We start from the raw sequence: 17803 nt of genomic DNA, 5'->3' as shown, positions 1-17803 counted from the left end.
GGGATTGTAAAAACTTTCTCCTAGGGGTCAAGTATACCGGTTGTGGTGTGGGGCGCTGCTATTGGGTGTTTGATGCGGGGGTGTTTTAGGTAAATTTTCAGTTTGTTCACATGTATTTCGGGGTGTTGGTGGGGCTGGGGCGGGTTTTATTGTTCCTGAGTGTAGAGGCGCTCTAGTGTGGGTAACGGTACGTCGAGGGCTGGCAGCAGCGGGATGCGGGCGCGGGGGTCGGTGCTCCATGAGGCTACGCGTGAGTCGGGGGCTTGTACCATGAGCTCGGTGACATTCCAGATGGCGAGGTTGGCGGGGGTGTCGGGGGCGAGCTGACCGGCGAAGGGGTTAGCGTCGGCGAGCGCACGGTGGGGGCTGCGGGTGAGTGCGGCGAAGGCGGAGCGTGCGGAGATTCCGCGGGGGGCGGTGGCGAATATTTTGACTGCTTGCCAGCCTAGTGGCGCGTCGAGTGTGGGGTCTGAGCCGATGCTGATGGGGGTCCCGATGGTGTTTGCGTGGCGGGCGAGGTCTGCGTTCTCTGCGGTGGTTTGCAGGCCGAGGCTGATACGTGAGTTAGCGAGCGCCTGAAGTTCTTGGTCGTTGAGGGTTTCTTCGGGTGTGGTTTTTATGGTGTCGAGGCGTAGGGTGAGGTGCGGGTGGGTGCGGCGGATGGTTTGTGCGGTGGCTGCTGCTTGGGTGAGGTGGGAGTGTGCGTTGATGCAGAGCGTTAGCTGTGTTTGGGCTGCGGTGTCAGCGAGGTGTTGGGCTTCTGCTGGGGTGTTGGCGTGTAGGCCGGCGAGGGTTAGTGGGGTGCCGTTGAGGGTTTCGCGGGTGTGGGTAATGGTTTCTGTGAGGGCGTGCGGTGGGGTGTTGGTGAGGAGGATCCGCAGGTCGGCGGTGGTGTGGGTGCTGGTGAATTGTTGGGCTGCTTCGATGAGCGGCTGTAGGGTGTTGGGGTCGGTGGTGAGGGTGTGGGTGTGGTATCCGGCGTGGTGTGCGGTGGTGAGGTAGGTGAGGATTTCGGCGGTGGTTTTTCCCGTGACGGGTGCGAGGGCGCGGGTGAAGGTGGGGGTGACGAGTCGGCCGTTGAGGTCGATGGTTTCCATGGTGTTGTCGGTGATGGAGCGTGCCCCGGCGTCGGAGCCTGCCCAGCGGACGGTTCCGTGTTCGGTGAGTATGGCGGTGGCGTAGGGGTCTGCTGGGGTGTAGATGCTGCCGTTGAGGAGTACACGTATGGTCATGGTGTTTGTCCTTAGGGTTCGCTGGTGGGGTGGTTTAGGTTAGATGTCGAGGGCGATGACGCCGCGGCGGATGAGGATGATGGCTTTTTCGCAGCGGGCGCGTAAATCGGCGTTGATGCCGTTGATGTGGGTGATCTGGTCGAGGGAGTCGATGACTTGTTTTGCCCAGCGGACGAAGTCGCCTGCGGTGAGGTCAGTGTTTTCGAGGGCTTTGGCGAGGTGTGCGCCGCGTGCCCAGGCGTAGATGGGTTCTACGAGCCCGAAGTCGCAGGCGGGTGTTTGGGGGAGTTTGTGTTCTTCTTCTGAGGCGTTTAGCCGTGCAAGTTCACGGTTTATGGTGGTGATGCTTTCGCGTAGGGAGGGGTGGGGGTAGCGGGGCAGGTGTTCGATGGTGTCGCGTTTTCCTTGGTAGGTGAGGGCGGCGATGGTTGCGGCGATGGCGGCGGGGTCGAGGGTGTTGAGGAATCCTGCTTCGAGGCAGAGGCAGGTGAGAAGGTCTTTGTCGCCGTAGATGCGCCGTAGGCTTTGGCCGGTGCTGGTGAGGGTGAGCTCGCCGTCGGTGGCGCGGTTGACGTACCCGTAGCTGGTCAGTAGTTGTGCGATGCGGTTGAAGACGTGGGCGATGGTGTTGGTGCGGCGGGCTATTTGGCGGCGGAGCCCGTCGGTATCAGAGTTGAGCTTGTACCAGCGTTCGGCCCAGCGTGCGTGGGTTTCCCTCTCGGAACACCCGTGGCAGGGGTGGTTGCGCATTTTGGTGCGTAGGGTTTCTAGCTGTTCTTGTAGCCCGTTGGGGCGTTCGGTGATGGTGCGGTGTTTGGTTTCGCGTGGGGGTTTGTGGTCGATGAGGGCTTGGCGCATGCGCGAGGCGGTGTCGCGGCGTTCTTTGGGGGTTTTGAGGGTGAGCCGTTTGGGGAGCTTGATGCGTGAGACGGGGTCGATAATACCTTCGAAGTCGCGGGGGGTTGCGGTGCGGGTGTGGGCGTCTTCGGTGAGTATTCCGATGCGGGGGTCGGTGTTGGATTCGGCGCGGGTGGTGACCACGGCGTATCCGCGCAGGCGCCCGGTGGGGATGTGGATGATGTCTCCGGGCAGTAGTTCTTGGATACTCTGGTGCGCTTGGGTGCGGGCGTGGCGCTGGTTTGTTTTTTCTGCTTTCTTTTCGAGGGCGCTGATGTCTCGGCGTAATGCGAAGTATTCGGCGAAGTCGCCGAGGCGGCAGCGCATGGATTCGTGGTATCCGGTGAGGGCGTTTTCGTTTTTGCGTACGCGGGCTGCGACGCCGACGACGGATTTGTCGGCCTGGAATTGGGCGAAGGAGGATTCGAGGATTTTCCGGGTGCGTTCTGCCCCGTAGGCTGCGATGAGGTTTGCCACCATGTTGTAGGTGGGCCGGAATGAGGAGTTCAGCGGGTAGGTACGGGTGGAGGCGAGGGATGCGACGTGCGCTGCGGTGGTGTTGGGGCGCCAGGCGATGACGGCGTGGCCTTCAATGTCGATGCCGCGCCGGCCTGCGCGTCCGGTGAGCTGGGTGTATTCGCCGGGGGTGATATCTACGTGGGTTTCACCATTGTATTTGGTGAGTTTTTCGAGGATGACGGTGCGGGCGGGCATGTTAATGCCAAGGGCGAGGGTTTCGGTGGCGAAGACAAGTTTAATGAGGCCGGTGGTAAAAAGCGTTTCGACGGTTTCTTTGAAGAGCGGCAGCATCCCGGCGTGGTGTGCGGCGATGCCGCGAAGGAGCCCTTCTCGCCATTCATAGTAGCCGAGAGTGTTGAGGTCTCGGGGGTCAAGGTGCGCGGTGGCTTCGGCGATGTATGCGCGGATGGTTCGCTGCTGCTCGTCGGTGGTGAGCATCAGATCGGCGTCGATGCACTGGGTGACGGCACCGTCGCACCCGGCGCGGGAGAAGATGAAGCAGATGGCCGGAAGGAGCCCTGCTTTATCGAGGGTGCGTACCATCTCCGGGCGGGAAATACGGTGCGGGCGCAGGGAGTTGTCCTGTGCGGCGTGGGGTGTGCGGCGGCTGTCCTCGAACGTTTGGGCGGTGCTGTGGTGTTTGCGGGTGCGGCGGAACCGTTCACGTTTGCCGCCGCGGCCACGGTAACCCCGGTCAGCCCCGTAACCGGGCCGGAGCTGTTTGAGCTGCGGGTTCAGACGCATCCCGGCGGGTGCGGTGTGCTCGTCGGCGTCTTTTTTGGGGCGTTTCGTGGCGCGGCGGGCACCCGATGCCCTCTTCTCCTCCGGGTCGGGGGTGAAAAGATCCACGATTTGGTTGCCGACTAGCATGTGCTGCCATAGAGGCACAGGCCGGTGCTCCGAGACGATGACGTCGGTGCCGCCGCGCACCGTATCGAGCCAAGCCCCGAACTCTTCGACGTTAGAGACGGTCGCGGAGAGGGAGATAACAGTGACGTGTTCGGGAAGGTGGATGATCGCCTCTTCCCAGACAGCGCCGCGGAACCGGTCGGCAAGGTAGTGCACCTCGTCCAGGATGACGTACCCGAGCCCCTCAAGGGTGGGCGAATCGGCGTAGAGCATATTGCGCAGCACCTCGGTGGTCATCACAAGGACAGGGGCCTCGGCGTTAATGCTCGTATCCCCGGTAAGTAACCCCACGGTCTCTTCACCGTACTCTCGCACAAAATCGTGGTACTTCTGGTTGCTGAGCGCCTTGATGGGGGTAGTGTAGAAAGCTTTGAGACGTTTGCGCAGCGCCAGGTAGATACCGAACTCCCCCACCACGGTTTTACCGGCACCGGTGGGGGCAGCCACCAGCACCGCCCGACCGGACTCTACACTGCGGCATGCGCTTTGCTGAAAATCATCCAGCGGGAACCCCAGGTTTTTCTCGAAGGCCGCCAGGGCGGTTTTTGCGTGGGCGGCGCGTTGTTGAGCCGCCTGGTACTGTGCGGCGTAACTGGTGTTCTCGTTATTCGGCATGGTTCTATTCTACCGGTGCACCAACCCCCAAAAACCGGGTATCCGCCGGGGCGTATGTAAAGCCCGGGGTGGTAAAACTGGTGCAGTGAAGCCCCGGAAAACGTGCAGGTTATCCGGGGCTGTGTGTGCAATGGAGCGGGCTAGTTTTTCGCCTCATCCTTTTCGAAATGGCCCATCGCGGCGAGGTCTTCGGCACTGGTTGCGGTCTTGATCGATTCTTCGGTCATGCCCTTGGCAAGTTTCGCCTCACGACGGTCGCGGCGCTTGTCATTAATGAGGCAGATGCCGATGGCGATGAAGAAGAACGCCAGCAGCGGTGCCATGAGGTAGAACATCATCATAATGTCGGTGCCTGGGGCGGTCATGGCGGCGATAACAGCCACGAGCACCACCACCCACCGCCAGGATTTCAGCACGGTTTTACCGCGGATCAGCCCAAGCATATTAATACCCACCAGGATCACGGGGATCACGAACGCTAAGGAGAAGAAGAACATGAACTTAACCACGAACGCGATGTAGTCGTTGGCGGCAATAATGTTTTCGGCCCGGCTGGGGGTGAACATGGTCAGCGCTCGCACAACCCCCGGCAGCGTCCACCAGGAGATCGCCACACCGCAGGCGAAAGCGAACAGTGAACCGGAAAGGAACCCGAACAGGTACTTTTTCTCTTTCGCGTGCAGCGCCGGCAGCAGGTACCGCAGCCCCTGGTACAGCCACACCGGGGAAGCCAGCACCAAACCAATGTACATGCCCACGCGCATGAGCTGATCGAACGGGGACGCGATGGTTGAGTAGTTCAGGGTGGCGTGGCGGCCTTGCTGCTCGTTGATTTCGATCAGCGGCTGGGAGATGGCGTTAATGAACGGCTGGTAAAGGAAAATAACCGATAATATTGCCGCGATAAGGGTGGCGATAGCTGCTTTAATGAGACGGTCCCGGAACTCACGCAGATGCTCCTTAAGTTCCATGCGCGCCTCGGGATTGCTTTTGCGGCTGCGCACATCCTGATCAGGCTTTGCCATCGTGTCCTCGCTACTTCAGATTTTCTGGCCTCTGTACGGGCACTACCGGTGCCCTGCACGTACAGCGTTGAGCATGTTCTACCTCATGCGGGGTGGCCGGTAACCCGGGCGCCCCGAAACTACTTTAGATTACCACTAACCCGCACCCGTTAAACAGGGGTTTAACAAGTGCGGGCCGAACGGTTCTAAAGTTTTCAGCTACTTGGCGTCGGACTTACCGTTGTCCACAACCTCGGCGGTGACGGTTTCGTCTTTCTTTCCTTCACCATCTTTTTTGGCTTCTTTACCGTCACTCTTCATACCCTCAACTTCAGACTTGAAGATACGCATCGACTGGCCTAGGCTACGCGCCATACCGGGCAGTTTCGGGGCGCCAAAAAGCAGGACAATGAGGAGGATAACAACGATAATGGTCGCCGGATGGCTAAAAATCTGACCCATAAGGTGTGAACCTTTCTGTGTTAGAGCAGGTCTCCGATATTTTGAGGTTGGCCGAGTCGATCTCGTCGGGAGACCCGTCGCTTGATCCGCTCAGACCTGCGTGTCTGTTTACCTTGTTCATAGTTATTGTATGCCGCAGATACCGGGGTGAAAATCCCCAAGGTTTGCTCGGCGGGTATTTTGCGGCGCACATTCGCCTCGGCGTCGTCAAAACTTTGTTCAATTGATTCGGCCCACGTGGTCACATCATCAAGGAGAGTAAACCCCCTCACGAGCGCCCTATACCCAAGAAACGCCAAAAACAGTAGGGCGGTAATACTCAGCGCACCCCACAGCAGAACCCAGAACCACCACGGCATGCTTAATATTATACAAGCTCGCGTGCAGAAAGAACGGCCTACGACTCAGCGTCCGGCGAACCTTCCTCAACCATCAGCACATCAATGCGCTCCAATAATTCGGCCCGTAACTGCTGGGGGCCCAGCAGCTCCAGGGCCCCGCCGCCGTCAATGACCGTATCAAGAATACGCCTCATACCCTGCCGCCGCTCCCCCGGAAAATAATGCACCCGATGAAATACTTTAGGGCTGTTCGGTTTAGCCGCATCAAGCGCAACAGCGTGCGAACTGACCCTCAGCAGACGGTGGCAGGCCTCCTTCACCGCAGAAGAACCGGGGCTGCCCAGCGCCTCCACCCGCACCCGCAAAAGAGCGAACGGGTTATCTTCGTCGAACTGCTGGGCCCGACTCCACTGCTCCGGGGTGTGCGCGTGAGCAGGCGGGGTTCGCGGGTGCGCCGGGCCAGCATCCTCAAGATGCGTGATACTGCTGAGCCTAAAATTACGCCACGCATCCCGCTGCCCCACACGCCCGGCAGAAGTTCGGCAGAACGCATACAGGTAGAACTGGTTATACATGAACACCAGCCCATACGGGTCGATCACCCGCTCAAAATCCTGATCCCCGTACCGGATGCGTAACGCCCGGGACGATGCGAGCGCCTCCAGGATCTCGGTACGCCACGGTGCGTCCGGGCGGAAACTTAAAGCGCGGGAAAGCTCACCGGCGCGGTCACCATAACTGTTGGCGATAGTATCCCGTAACCTGCTCAGCTGTTCGCTGCGGCCCAGAATATGCTGTGCCGCATCCAAGCTGAACACTAACAGGGCAAGTTCCACGTCCGAGAAAGCAACCCCCGCATACAGCTGGTGCCCCGCCTCCAACGGCAGGTACTCCACCAGGTGCGCGCCCTTGTGATTGGTCTGCGGGTCGTCAAACCCCCGCTCAAACGGTAAAAAATCCTCCGGTACGTGACGGTCGTAGTGCGCCTCAACCGCCCGGAATGCATCAAGAAGTTTCTTCGGTTTGCCGGTATCTACCGCCAGGGCGGCACCAATAGTTTTCAGGCTCTGCTCACCGGTGGCCTGCACACAGTGCAACGCTAAAAGCGCGTCAATCAGCTTATCTACCGCATCAGGCCTATCGCGGGTTGTGTTTTTCTTCCACCCGCTTGGGGTCTTAGCAGGGTGCTCATGCGCCTGCTGCAGCTCACGCAGGATACGCTGCTGCACCTGCCGAACCGTGCGCTGGTGCTCATTATCCTCCGCATGCGGTATACGCCAGCCGTTGCTGATAGCGTCGGTGGCGGTCTCAACTGTCCCGTAAGAAGGCACCGTAAACTGCTGCCCGGTGCGGGCGTCCTCAACGGTAAGGGTGCTGTTCTGCCACCGGCCCAGCCGGTCAAGAGAATCAGCCATGCTGAACTGCACAGGCGCCGCCGTGAACGCCTTCGGCCCGGTCTTAAGAACCGTTAAAGACCCCATGCGGGAGAGCCGGTATGTGAAACCCTGCTGCTGGGCTCGCGGCTGTGCCTTCGAGGAGTCAAAACCCACGAAATACCAGTTGCCGTAACGGTGCCCCACACCCCACACCGAAAGGGTACTCTGACGCCGGGCACCACTGTAATTCTGGTAGGAGACTGAGACGTTTTTATGTTCGGCCAGCGCCGAAAAAATCTCTTCCAGGTACGGGTCATCCTGAAAACGGATGCGGGTCAGCGGCTCAGCGTGGGAGTGCAGCTTTTTAACATGCTGCAGGTTCGGCACGCTCGCGGCCACCTTCCGCAGGATGCGGCGGGCGCTGTCTTCCAGGTCCGTACCGTACCAGCCTTTGCACAGAGTATCGAGCACCCGGTAATCCTCAACGGTCATATCCCACCCGGTGAGCGGGTTCGGCCCCACCTGTAACCGGTACCCGCCGGTTTCTGTATTCACCAGCGGAATACCCGCATCACGCAGCGCCTTCTTCGCGCGCTCAAACTCCTGCTCCTGCGATGGGCTGAGCGCATCATCACGCCCCACCCTAATACCGAGCGCACCCAAAAATTCGGTGCGTGAAATACCGTAACGGGGGCTGCACGCCAGCAGATGGTACACCCTGAAGAGTTCTTCCATACCCACCATTCTACGGTTTCCACCCGAAAGGGCAGGGGCGAGCGCCTATAAAAGGCTGCGTCCCGCCGAAGCCGGTTGGCTCAGGCAGGACGCAGCAGCGAAAACACCTTTACTTTTAGACGGACTGTGGTTAACGAACCTCTAATAGGTCAACCACGAAAATCAGGGACTCTCCCGGGGCGATAGCACTGCCGGCACCGCGATCACCATAGGCCATATCAGCCGGGATTTCGAGGCGGCGGCGGCCACCGGCCTTCATCCCGATCAGGCCCTCATCCCAGCCGCGGATCACCTGGCCCACACCCACCTGGAACGGCAGCGGCTCATTCCGGTTCCACGAGGCGTCAAACTCCTCACCGGTTGAGAACGCCACCCCCACATAGTGGGCGAGTACGCGGGAGCCGGGCACAACCTGCGCGCCGTGCCCCTCAATTAAATCCTTCACCACAAGCTCGGTGGGGGCCCCATTTTCGGGGAACTCGATTTCGGGCTTCTGCCGGTCGAGGTTACGCTGACCAAATGACATGTGTCTCCTTAGAATACTAATTTCAGTGATGTGAATGAGTGCGCGGGCCGCACACCCGCGACAGCGCGCCCTCAAAGCGCGGGTACCGCACAAAACTGCGGGCTACCTACTTGGTGGATGCGCTCTCACTAGGTTTCTGCTCGGTCGCAGCCGGGCTGGCAGAAGCGGAAGCTGAACCATCACCGGAGGGCGCCGGGGTCTGCGAAGGAGCCGCACCACCAGAAGGATTAGCGGAGGCGGAAGCCGCCTTCTCAGCTGCTTGCTTCTTCAAAGCGTCCGTCTGTTCCTTAGCCTTGACCGCCGAATGGTTAGTCTTAGCATCGATAATATCGATCACGAACACCAAGGCGCCCTTCGTATTTTCGGGTGCCTGCTCACCGTATGCAAGGTTGGCAGGGATGATGAGCTCCACACGGGAACCGACAGTCTTACCTACCAGTCCCTTCTGCCACCCCTGGATCACCTGCTGCAGAGGGAACCCGACCACTGGCTGTGTGGAATCAGCATTGTAGTGGTTTTCAAATTCCTTACCGTCCGACCAGCGCACACCCATGTACCTGGCGTATACGTTATCGGTCTCCTTAACCTTTTCGCCCGAGCCGACAATCAGATCCTTAGAGACTAGCTCCTTCGGCTCCTCACCCTTATCTTCCGGCAGCTTAATTTCAGCCTTACCGCTTTTCTCATCCAGAGTAAACTTGGGAAGCTTCGGGTCTTCCGCCTCAGCCTTACCCGAGACAAGGTTGTTAATCTTCTGCTTCACGGTAATGACCTGAACATTGGTGGGAGTGCCCGGTGAGACAGTCTTAGCCGGAGCCCCCGGTGAAGGCTGAACGCGAGGATCCCGGTTAGAACTCATCATGAATGAGCCGCCGACCTTCAGCTTCTTAACCGTCTCATATGCCTCGGGGTCTTCTTCTTTCAACTGCTCATTAACCGTGATGTTGAAAGGGGCGGATGCGTAGGTGGTCTGTTCCCTGCCCTGTGCATCCTTTGAACTTCCATCAGTCCCATTGAACTGAGTGATTTCGACGAGAATATTATCGCCATCCTGGATAGCTTCACCGCTGCCTTCTTCGATGACACGTGACACGTTACGATCCACCGAAAAAGGCGTTGAAAAAGAGGCTGAAGGGGCTGCCGTGGCCCCATTCATATCGACCTGCACCTTATCAAGGGGGTTATCGGCGTTATTAGTATTATTACCACAGGCGCTCAGCAGTAAGCTCAGACACAACACAGACGCGGCCGCTGCTTTTTTATGATGCTTCAGCACGAAGGCTTCCTTTCGGTTGGTTGGTGATTTGAATCGACACTCAAAAACCCATGCTACCGCCACAAGGGGCGGAAGGTCACACGCAGTACGCTGTGAGTGATGAAACCACCATCTAAGGGGCTGCACCCGGGCTCAAGAGCAAAAACTAGATTAACGGCGGTGCGGGCGGTTCGGGGTGTTTATGCCCCAGCATAGCGACCACCTCATCCACCTGTTCACTGTGTGTTTGGAACGGATCTTTACACACCACAGTATGCTGCGGGTAGGCGTTTAACCGCATGTGCACCCAGTCCACCGTGAACTGCTCCCCTGCTGCCTTTGCCGCCTTAACGAACTGCGAACGCAACCGGGCGCGAGTCGCTGGAGGCTCATCAATTGCGTGCTCGGCGGCTCCGGCAGGTAACACAGTTTTTACCGCCTGACGGCGCACCAGCGCATGGTACACCCCACGATCCGGGTCAATATCATGGTACGCCAAATCCAGCTGTCGTATGCGTGCGCTCGCGTAACTGGTCTCTTGCCCCGCAGCCTGCGCCCGGGAAATATAGGCGTCTAACAGTTTCTTCTTAATAGCCCAGTCAATCTCGGTATCAATACTGCTGTAGTCGCCGCTGTGCACCGCATCCAGGGTACGCTGCCACAAATCGAGGGCGTAACCCACGTGCTGATGATGCTCCCCATGCCAGTCCACGTACTTGCGGGCGGCATCCAGGTAGTGGCGCTGCACACTCAAGGCCGTATACCGCTGCCCGTCAGCAGTCTCAAATGCGGCGGACCCGCTCATATCGTGGCTAATAGCACGCAACGCCTGAGGCACTGAAACAATATTCAGGCTGGTCAGCGGGAAACGATCTTCCAGCATGCGCAGCACCAGATCCGTACTCACAATCTTGAGCAGCACGGTCGGCTCAGCCATATTTGAGTCCCCATTAATCACGTGCATCCGCCGGTATTTTGAGGCATCCGCGTGCGGCTCATCACGAGTATTAATCAGTGGACGCACCCGCGAGGTGGAGGTGCTGGCCGCCTCCCAAATATGGTCCGCCCGCTGAGAGAACGAAAACGAGGGCACACCGGTCGCTGAAGCCGGGTCAGTCGAACCAGACACCGGCCCGCCTTTCGGATGGGTTTTACCGGCGCCCACCAGAATCTGACGCGTAACTAAAAACGGCACCAGCTGCTCAATAAGCGTGGGGAACGCCAGTTTACGGCTAATCAGGTAGTTCTCGTGACTGCCGTAGGAATTACCCGCAGAGTCCACATTATTTTTCAACAGGTAGAACGACCCTTCAAGCGGCGTCCCGTGTGCCCCTTCGGTGCGCAGACGCTGCTGGGCCTGCCGCGCTAAACGCGCCAACAGCAGCTCACCGGCCCGCTCCTGCGCTAACAGCTCCTCAATACTGGCGCACTCGGCGCTGGCGTACTCGGGGTGCGAGCCCACATCCAGGTACAGGCGACCACCATTTGGCAGGAATACGTTTGTGGAGCGCCACTCATCCAGCACCGGCTTAAACAAAGCCGCTGCCGCCTCCTCATTACTAAGCCTGCCAAGGCCCTTGGGCACGTAGCTAAGACCAAACTCGGTTTCAATACCAACGATGCGTTGCTGCACTACTCTTCTTCCTCACCGGCACTACTACGGTGCGGAGCGCTTCAGCTATTACCGCGCCCCCGCGTCCTACTGGCCGCCCTTTTGCACAAAACCGGTCACAAAATCTTCGGCGTTTTCAGCCAGCAGCCCATCAATCTCGTCCAGCAGGTCATCGACCTCGCTCACATCCTGCACCGCCGAATGGGAAGCTAGCGTCAGCTCCTGCTCCTGGGCCTGCTCCTGCCCCAGCGGCTCCGAGGCACTCATACGTTCACGTGACATAATCAACTCTCTCCTTCACCTAAAAGCGGCGGCCTTGCTGAACCGCCGCCAACGAACGGGTTTATGAGGCGGCAGTACCGCGCGCCAATAACTGTAACAGCTCATCCGAATGCCGCGCCCGCTCCAGCAGCGGCTCAACCTCCGAACGGTTATAGCGGGTCGGCTCAGGCATCACCAGCCGGGTCAGCTCCCGCGAGTACTTACCCCGGCACGCAACCGTATCCCAGTTCATACTGATCACCTCATCCGGCCAGCGGCTCATGAGAGTGCCGCGTAAATAGGCGCGGGTCTGCTCCGGTGGGGTACGCCCCGCCCGCGCAATACGCTCCGGAGTGAACAGGGTGCGCATACGCCCGCGCGCAACCAGCCGATGGTACAGCCCGCGCTGAGGGTCAATATCAGCGTACTGCAAATCGAGCGCCTTCAGCTTGGGGTCGCTGTAGGCAACACCTTTAGCCACATAGCCGCGCACCAACGCATACTTCGCCACCCAATCCAGGCGGTCGGCAAGCTCCATCGGGTCCCGTCCCAGCGCATCCAGCACCTGCCCCCACAGGATAAGGATCTGCCGGGTCGGCTCATCCACGCCGGCGGGGCTGCTCTCTTCATGAGCCAGCGCAGCCTTCAGGTAAGTGCGCTGCACCTCCAAGGCTGTGGCGGTTGCAGCACCACCGGGATACTGCGCCACAGGAAGCTGTGCGCTGAGGGTCGTATCGTGGCTGACCGTGTGCATCGCCGCCACCGGGTCGGTGAGCTGGATGCACGGTACCCGCCCCGACTCGATCAGGTTTAACACCAGCGCCGCAGTACCGAACTTCAGCAGGTTCGAGTAGTGAGAAAGGTTAGCATCAGCCGGGATAACATGCAGACGCCGGTACCTCTCAGAATCGGCGTGCGGCTCGTCACGGGTATTAATAATAGGCCGCCGGATAGTGGTCTCAAGCCCCACGGTGCGTTCAAAAAAGTCGGCGCGGGAACTAATCTGAAAACCCGGTTTCTCACCATTGACGCCAATACCCACACGCCCGGCGCCCGTGAAAATTATGCGGGTTGCAAAAAATGGCAGAAGCCCCTGCGCCACCTCATCAAAAGGCACCGTACGATCCACCAGGTAATTCTCGTGGGCACCGTACGACTGGCCCTTAGAATCAGTGTTATTTTTATACAGCTTCACGGCGGGCAAGCGGTCCTCGGCGTGGCAGGCGATCTCAGCAAGAGCCTCATACGCGATAGCATCACCTGCCGCGTCGTAGAGCACCGCCTGGGCGGGTGTGAGCGTCTCCGGGGACGAATACTCGGGGTGCGCATGATCCACATAAAGACGTGCCCCATTGGGCAGGATCGTGTTCATCGTAACCCGGTCCCAGTCCAGCCGCTCCGGGTAGCCGCCACGGCCGTGAATCATCTGCTGATCCCCATCAATACCGGCCTCACGCAGCGCCTCTAAAGCAATATCTTCGCTGGTGAGCTCACGGCGGGTATGGGTCAGCTGCGACACATGTGCCTGCGCCTCGCTCATCGTTCCCCCCAGCGCATCGGTGAGCGGGGACTCAGACTCCGCAGACCATAGGGCCCGCTGCGCTTGGGCCGCACGGGACTCAACCTCTCCCCGCAGCGCAGCCTCCCGAGCAGCCACCAGCTTAGAGTAGGTGTTTACCACCATTGCCGACAGGATGGTGGGGTTCGTCCCGGGCGCGGCGGGGGCAATCACCCCGTACTCGGTTTCCGCACCCATCACGCGGGACACCCCATACCGTGGTGTACGCATCTGACTGCTACTCCTTCGACTCGTCAGGGACAGCACGGGCAGCGGTGTGGGCCGGTTCCACCGAAACAATCCGCCCGCGCACCCCGGCCATGGCGAGCGCATCCTCAATATCCGGCAGCGGAGGCAACTCCACCTGATCTTCGAACTCGGCGCGTACCGCCTCCAGCAGGTGACGGGTGCCGATACCTCCAGTGATTTCTCCCGCCGCAGGGGGCACACCGGGGGCTGTGATGAGGGTGTCCAGCTGCTCTTTAATGGCCTGTTTTTTGGCGCGGTCCACAATATTGCGGATGACCGCACCCGACGCGAAATCCCCGCGGTACAGCGTGTGCCCCGTCAATGCTGCCCCCGATTTGGCGTGTGCTGAGTCTACGCGGGCTATGGCGTAGGCGTTGGCGGGGGTACGCGAGTACAGCTGCTGCACTGCTGCCGAAATCATCGCCTGAACCGCGGCGTCCACCGAGCTGTGGCGGTCCACTTCGGCGGTATCAAACGGCAGGTCGTCGGTGAGGTACAGCGCAAAAATTTCGGCTGCCCCAGCGGCGTCCGGGCGGTTAATACGGATTTTTAGGTCTAGGCGGCCCGGGCGCATCACGGCCGCGTCAATGAGGTCTTCACGGTTGGTTGCACCAATAACAATTACGTTTTTGAGTGATTCCACACCATCAATTTCGGCAAGCAGCTGCGGCACGATTGTGGTCTCAATATCGGAGGAGCGGCCGGTGCCGCGCGTACGGAAAAGGGACTCCATCTCGTCGAAGAACACCACCACGGGGTGCCCTGCCTGCGCTTTTTCGCGGGCCGCAGTAAAAATATCCCGGATCTGCCGTTCGGTTTCGCCCACGAACTTATCGAGAAGTTCAGGGCCTTTAATATTGAGGAAGTACCCGCGAGTATTAGCCCCGGGGTTTAGCGCGGCGGCGCGTTCGGCCAGCGCGTGCGCTACTGCCTTAGCGATCATGGTTTTACCGTTGCCGGGCGGGCCGTACAGCAGGATACCTTTGGGCGGCGCCAGGTGGTAGCGTTCAAAAATTTCGGGGTGCAAATAGGGCAGCTCAACCGCATCACGGATCTGCTCCAGCTGGGTGGTGAGGCCACCAATCTGTGCGTACGAGATGTCCGGAATTTCTTCAAGTACCAGCTCTTGGGAGCGTGATGCCGGTACTTTCGCGGTGATCATGCGGGTGCGGGTATCGAGTGTCACAGCATCCCCGGTTCGCAGCGTTTCAGAGGCTAGGGCGCCGCCGATGCGCGCCACCTGCTGCGCCCCGGAAGCGGTATCAATGAGCACCTTAGCGTCGGTGAGCACCTCACGCACCGTCACCACATCACCGTAGCCCTCATAGCCGAGTGAGAGTACCGCCTCGGACTGCTCGTTCAGCAGCACGGTCATGCCCGGGGCCAGGTCGCTGCGTTCAAGCAGCGGTGATATGGGGACACGCACCAGCCGACCCCCAGCCTGCACATCCAGGTAGTCTTCGGTCTCTGCCGGGGTTTTACCGTCGGCCAGCTGCGTGTAGGTGGTGCGGCCGGTGCCTACCGCAAGAATAAGCGCCGAATTCAGCGGCGGCATCACCTGCTGAGCAAGGGAAACCCTCAGCCGCTCAATTTCGGCTTTGGCGCGGGTCAGCGCCTCCACCAGTTTGCGGTTTTTCTCCCCGGCGCTGCGGATGTTCCTCTCCATATTGGTGCGGGTGCTTTCGGCGGCGCTGAGCCGCCTGAGCAGCGCATCATACTCTTGGGGGCTGACAGCCCGCGCTGAGGGCATGGGCCCGGGCGTAGCACCGGGGGTTTGAGCATAGGACGCGGAATAGTGCGGCGCCGGGCTGGGCTGCTGGCCTTGCGTTTCCGTGTGCTGTGCAGGTTCTGAACCGCTCATCAATCCTCGCTCCCCGTAAGAAAACCAGTAAAAACCACTACACCACACGTGCTGCGTGGTGGGGTACCCGCCGTGCAGGGCGTGTGCTGACTGTTTATTCGTCCCCGCCTTGGCGGCTTTCCTCAACCGCGATCTGGTGCGCGGCGGCCGCATTCTGCGCCAGGTTTTTTGCGTCCCGTACGGCGCGGCGAACCTTCTTATCGGTCACCTCACGCTCCCCCACGTTCATGGGAATCCACGCGTCCATGTCCGCATCCGAAAAATCGCTCTTTGAGGCGCGGCGTTTCGGTGCCAGCCGGGCCGACCCATCCGCTAGGCGGCGGGCAACCACCAAAAACGCGGTGTGCGCCACCATCCGGTGATCCGGGCGGACCGCCAGCCCTTCCACATGCCAGCCGCGCACCATCGTCTCATCGCATTCCGGCTCGGTAAACCGCCCATCTAGGCGCAGCCCCTCCACCAGGCGGGACATCTGGGTAACAGTTGCCACGTAGCAGACCAGCACCCCGCCGGGGGCAAGCGCCTGAGCCACCGCATCCAGGCACTCCCAGGGGGCGAGCATATCAAGCACCACACGGTCCACGCTACCGGGCTGCTCAGCTTCGGGCAGCGTATCCTGCAGGTCCCCGATGCTTAGCGCCCAGGCCGGGTGCGGCCCGCCGAACATGGTCTCAATATTCGCCTGGGCAACCTCAGCAAATTCTGCGCGACGCTCAAAAGAGTGCACGCGGCCGTCATCTCCTACAGCCCGCAGCAGCGCAATGGACAGCGCCCCCGAACCTACCCCGGCCTCGACCACGCGGGCGCCCGGGAAAATATCGCCCTTGACAATAATCTGTGCCGCGTCCTTCGGGTACACCACGGCGGCACCGCGCGGCATGGACAACACAAAATCCTTGTACAGCGGCCGCAGCGCCTGGTACTGCACCCCGTGCGTATTGGTCACGACCGTGCCTTCGGGGGCACCGATCAAATCGTCATGTTTCAAAAAGCCACGGTGCGAATGGTACTCGCCGCCTTCGGCGAGAGTGATAGTGGTGATGCGGCCGCGCTCATCAGTGATTTGAACGCGCTCGCCGGGGCGGAACGGGCCACGTCGGTTAACGGCGCCGGTGGGGGTGCTCATGGGGTGTGTGTCTCCTGGTGACGATGTAAATACCAGCACCTATTCTACCGGGAGCTACTGTGAGTGACCATCAGCACCGCCGGAGGTGTCGTCGGTGAGAGTACCAAGGAACTCCTCAATATCGTTGGCCAGCTCTTCCCCGGAGACCGACTGTAGGGATTCGTCCACGCGCTGTTCGTATTCGCGCACAATCTCAACTTTCTCGAAGTCATCAGCCATCTCATCTGCAAGTTCCTGCTCCCACGAGTCTGCTTTGGCTTGCAGCTCGGTGTACTCTTCCGAATCGACGGTAATACCCAGAATCTTCTCCAGGGCCTTAATCATATCGACGACAGCGCGCGGGTTCTGCGCCTCGGCTGAGAGGTACCCGGGGATGCCCACCCGCAGGGTGAGGGAACGCCCCAGCCCCGCCTGCTGGGCCTGGTGCGCCAGTATAGTCGTTGGGGATACCGGGCCGGTGTGCATCTCAACACCGATGCCGGGTACCGCAGTCAGCTGCTCGTCGTAGCTGGTGAGGGCCAGTGGGTAGCGGCGGGTATGCGGAACCTGCGCCTCATGTGTCTCAACAAAAACGGCGTGCTGAATGCCCTGTTTGAGCACGTACCGGAAGAACTTGTCCGTAAATTTTTTCAGGTGCAGCGTGGGTGAGGGGCCGGTGACAATCAGCAGGCGTAGTTTCTGCTCGGGTACTTCGATGCTGTTAAAAAATAGTTTTGGGAACACCAGCTGGCTGGCGGATTCCCCGTCCGAGTATAGGTGCGCGGGCGCAAGGGTGTAGTCGAAGAACGGGTCCATGTCGATACCTGGCAGTTCCTCGCACGGGTCGAAGGCGCGGTGGATAATGTCAAGGGCATCTTCGCCGTTACCTGCCGGGTCGATTCGTGAACGCATCCCCACCAGCATGATGGTGGTGTAGTCGCCACTGGCGGAGGCAGCATTAAAGAAACTGCGAATACCTCGCGGGCGTTCAGTATTTTCTTTTGCGAATGTCTCAAAGACTCGGGCGGGCGGGAAGTTGTGCTGACCCATAGATTGCTCTTTTCGGTATCGGCGAATACGGTAGTACCGCTCATTGTATACCGGCTATCCACCGTGGCATGGACCCGGCGGTCATCCGAGCTAAATTATGAAGATGAGCCGGTGCCGGCCCTGACGAAATAAAACACCTGCGGGGAGCCTAGATAGTCCGATGCGGGTGCTGAGCCTGCACCGGGTAGCATTCGGCTGGTAGGGTGCAGAAAATCCCCCGCCGGAGAGGAACCGAC

14 protein-coding genes are annotated in these 17803 nt (G+C 59.9%); all 14 read right to left on the bottom strand.

What is annotated here, in order from left to right; genetic code table 11:
- Positions 1–146 precede the first annotated feature (146 nt).
- Positions 147–1232, bottom strand: coding sequence for an amidohydrolase (locus I6I94_RS00785; RefSeq protein WP_201620759.1), 1086 nt, complete (start codon positions 1230–1232; stop codon positions 147–149).
- Positions 1233–1271: 39 nt separating this feature from the next.
- Positions 1272–4172 carry a DEAD/DEAH box helicase gene (locus I6I94_RS00780; RefSeq protein WP_201620758.1) on the bottom strand — a complete coding sequence of 967 codons (2901 nt, stop codon included), beginning with the start codon at positions 4170–4172 and terminating at the stop codon, positions 1272–1274.
- A gap of 140 nt (positions 4173–4312) precedes the next feature.
- Positions 4313–5197 carry a twin-arginine translocase subunit TatC gene (gene tatC / locus I6I94_RS00775; RefSeq protein WP_006887189.1) on the bottom strand — a complete coding sequence of 295 codons (885 nt, stop codon included), beginning with the start codon at positions 5195–5197 and terminating at the stop codon, positions 4313–4315.
- 198 nt (positions 5198–5395) lie between these two features.
- Positions 5396–5638, bottom strand: a complete 243-nt coding sequence (gene tatA, locus I6I94_RS00770; protein WP_006887266.1) for a Sec-independent protein translocase subunit TatA — start codon at positions 5636–5638, stop codon at positions 5396–5398.
- A gap of 20 nt (positions 5639–5658) precedes the next feature.
- The gene (locus I6I94_RS00765) at positions 5659–5997 is read right to left on the bottom strand and encodes a hypothetical protein (RefSeq protein WP_006887286.1); all 339 of its coding nucleotides are present in this window, start codon (positions 5995–5997) and stop codon (positions 5659–5661) included.
- Between the two features lie 38 nt (positions 5998–6035).
- A complete protein-coding gene (locus tag I6I94_RS00760) occupies positions 6036–8090 on the bottom strand; it encodes a helix-turn-helix transcriptional regulator (RefSeq protein WP_201620757.1) in 2055 nt (684 codons plus the stop codon).
- A gap of 130 nt (positions 8091–8220) precedes the next feature.
- Entirely contained in the window at positions 8221–8616 is a 396-nt protein-coding gene (locus I6I94_RS00755) for an FKBP-type peptidyl-prolyl cis-trans isomerase (protein WP_006887121.1), read from the bottom strand.
- Positions 8617–8722: 106 nt separating this feature from the next.
- A complete protein-coding gene (locus I6I94_RS00750; RefSeq protein WP_006887258.1) occupies positions 8723–9892 on the bottom strand; it encodes an FKBP-type peptidyl-prolyl cis-trans isomerase in 1170 nt (389 codons plus the stop codon).
- A 145-nt stretch (positions 9893–10037) separates the two neighbouring features.
- Positions 10038–11504, bottom strand: a complete 1467-nt coding sequence (gene pafA / locus I6I94_RS00745; protein WP_023133061.1) for a Pup--protein ligase — start codon at positions 11502–11504, stop codon at positions 10038–10040.
- A 66-nt stretch (positions 11505–11570) separates the two neighbouring features.
- A complete protein-coding gene (locus I6I94_RS00740) occupies positions 11571–11765 on the bottom strand; it encodes a ubiquitin-like protein Pup (protein WP_006887166.1) in 195 nt (64 codons plus the stop codon).
- Between the two features lie 61 nt (positions 11766–11826).
- Positions 11827–13533: a depupylase/deamidase Dop gene (gene dop / locus I6I94_RS00735; protein ID WP_128087787.1), complete on the bottom strand. Its 1707-nt coding sequence runs from the start codon at positions 13531–13533 to the stop codon at positions 11827–11829.
- A 7-nt stretch (positions 13534–13540) separates the two neighbouring features.
- On the bottom strand, positions 13541–15412 hold the full coding sequence (gene arc / locus I6I94_RS00730; protein WP_201620756.1) for a proteasome ATPase: 1872 nt from the start codon (positions 15410–15412) through the stop codon (positions 13541–13543).
- 94 nt (positions 15413–15506) lie between these two features.
- Positions 15507–16538 (bottom strand): tRNA (adenine-N1)-methyltransferase, encoded by a 1032-nt coding sequence (locus I6I94_RS00725; protein ID WP_126500045.1) that lies wholly within the window; start codon positions 16536–16538, stop codon positions 15507–15509.
- A 54-nt stretch (positions 16539–16592) separates the two neighbouring features.
- A complete protein-coding gene (locus tag I6I94_RS00720) occupies positions 16593–17567 on the bottom strand; it encodes a PAC2 family protein (RefSeq protein ID WP_201620755.1) in 975 nt (324 codons plus the stop codon).
- Positions 17568–17803: the final 236 nt, after the last annotated feature.

Origin of the sequence: Rothia aeria, from assembly GCF_016726365.1 — a bacterium.
GTDB lineage: Bacteria > Actinomycetota > Actinomycetes > Actinomycetales > Micrococcaceae > Rothia > Rothia aeria.
Note: the sequence above shows the minus strand (reverse complement) of the source record. Positions and strands in the feature narration are given on the sequence as shown.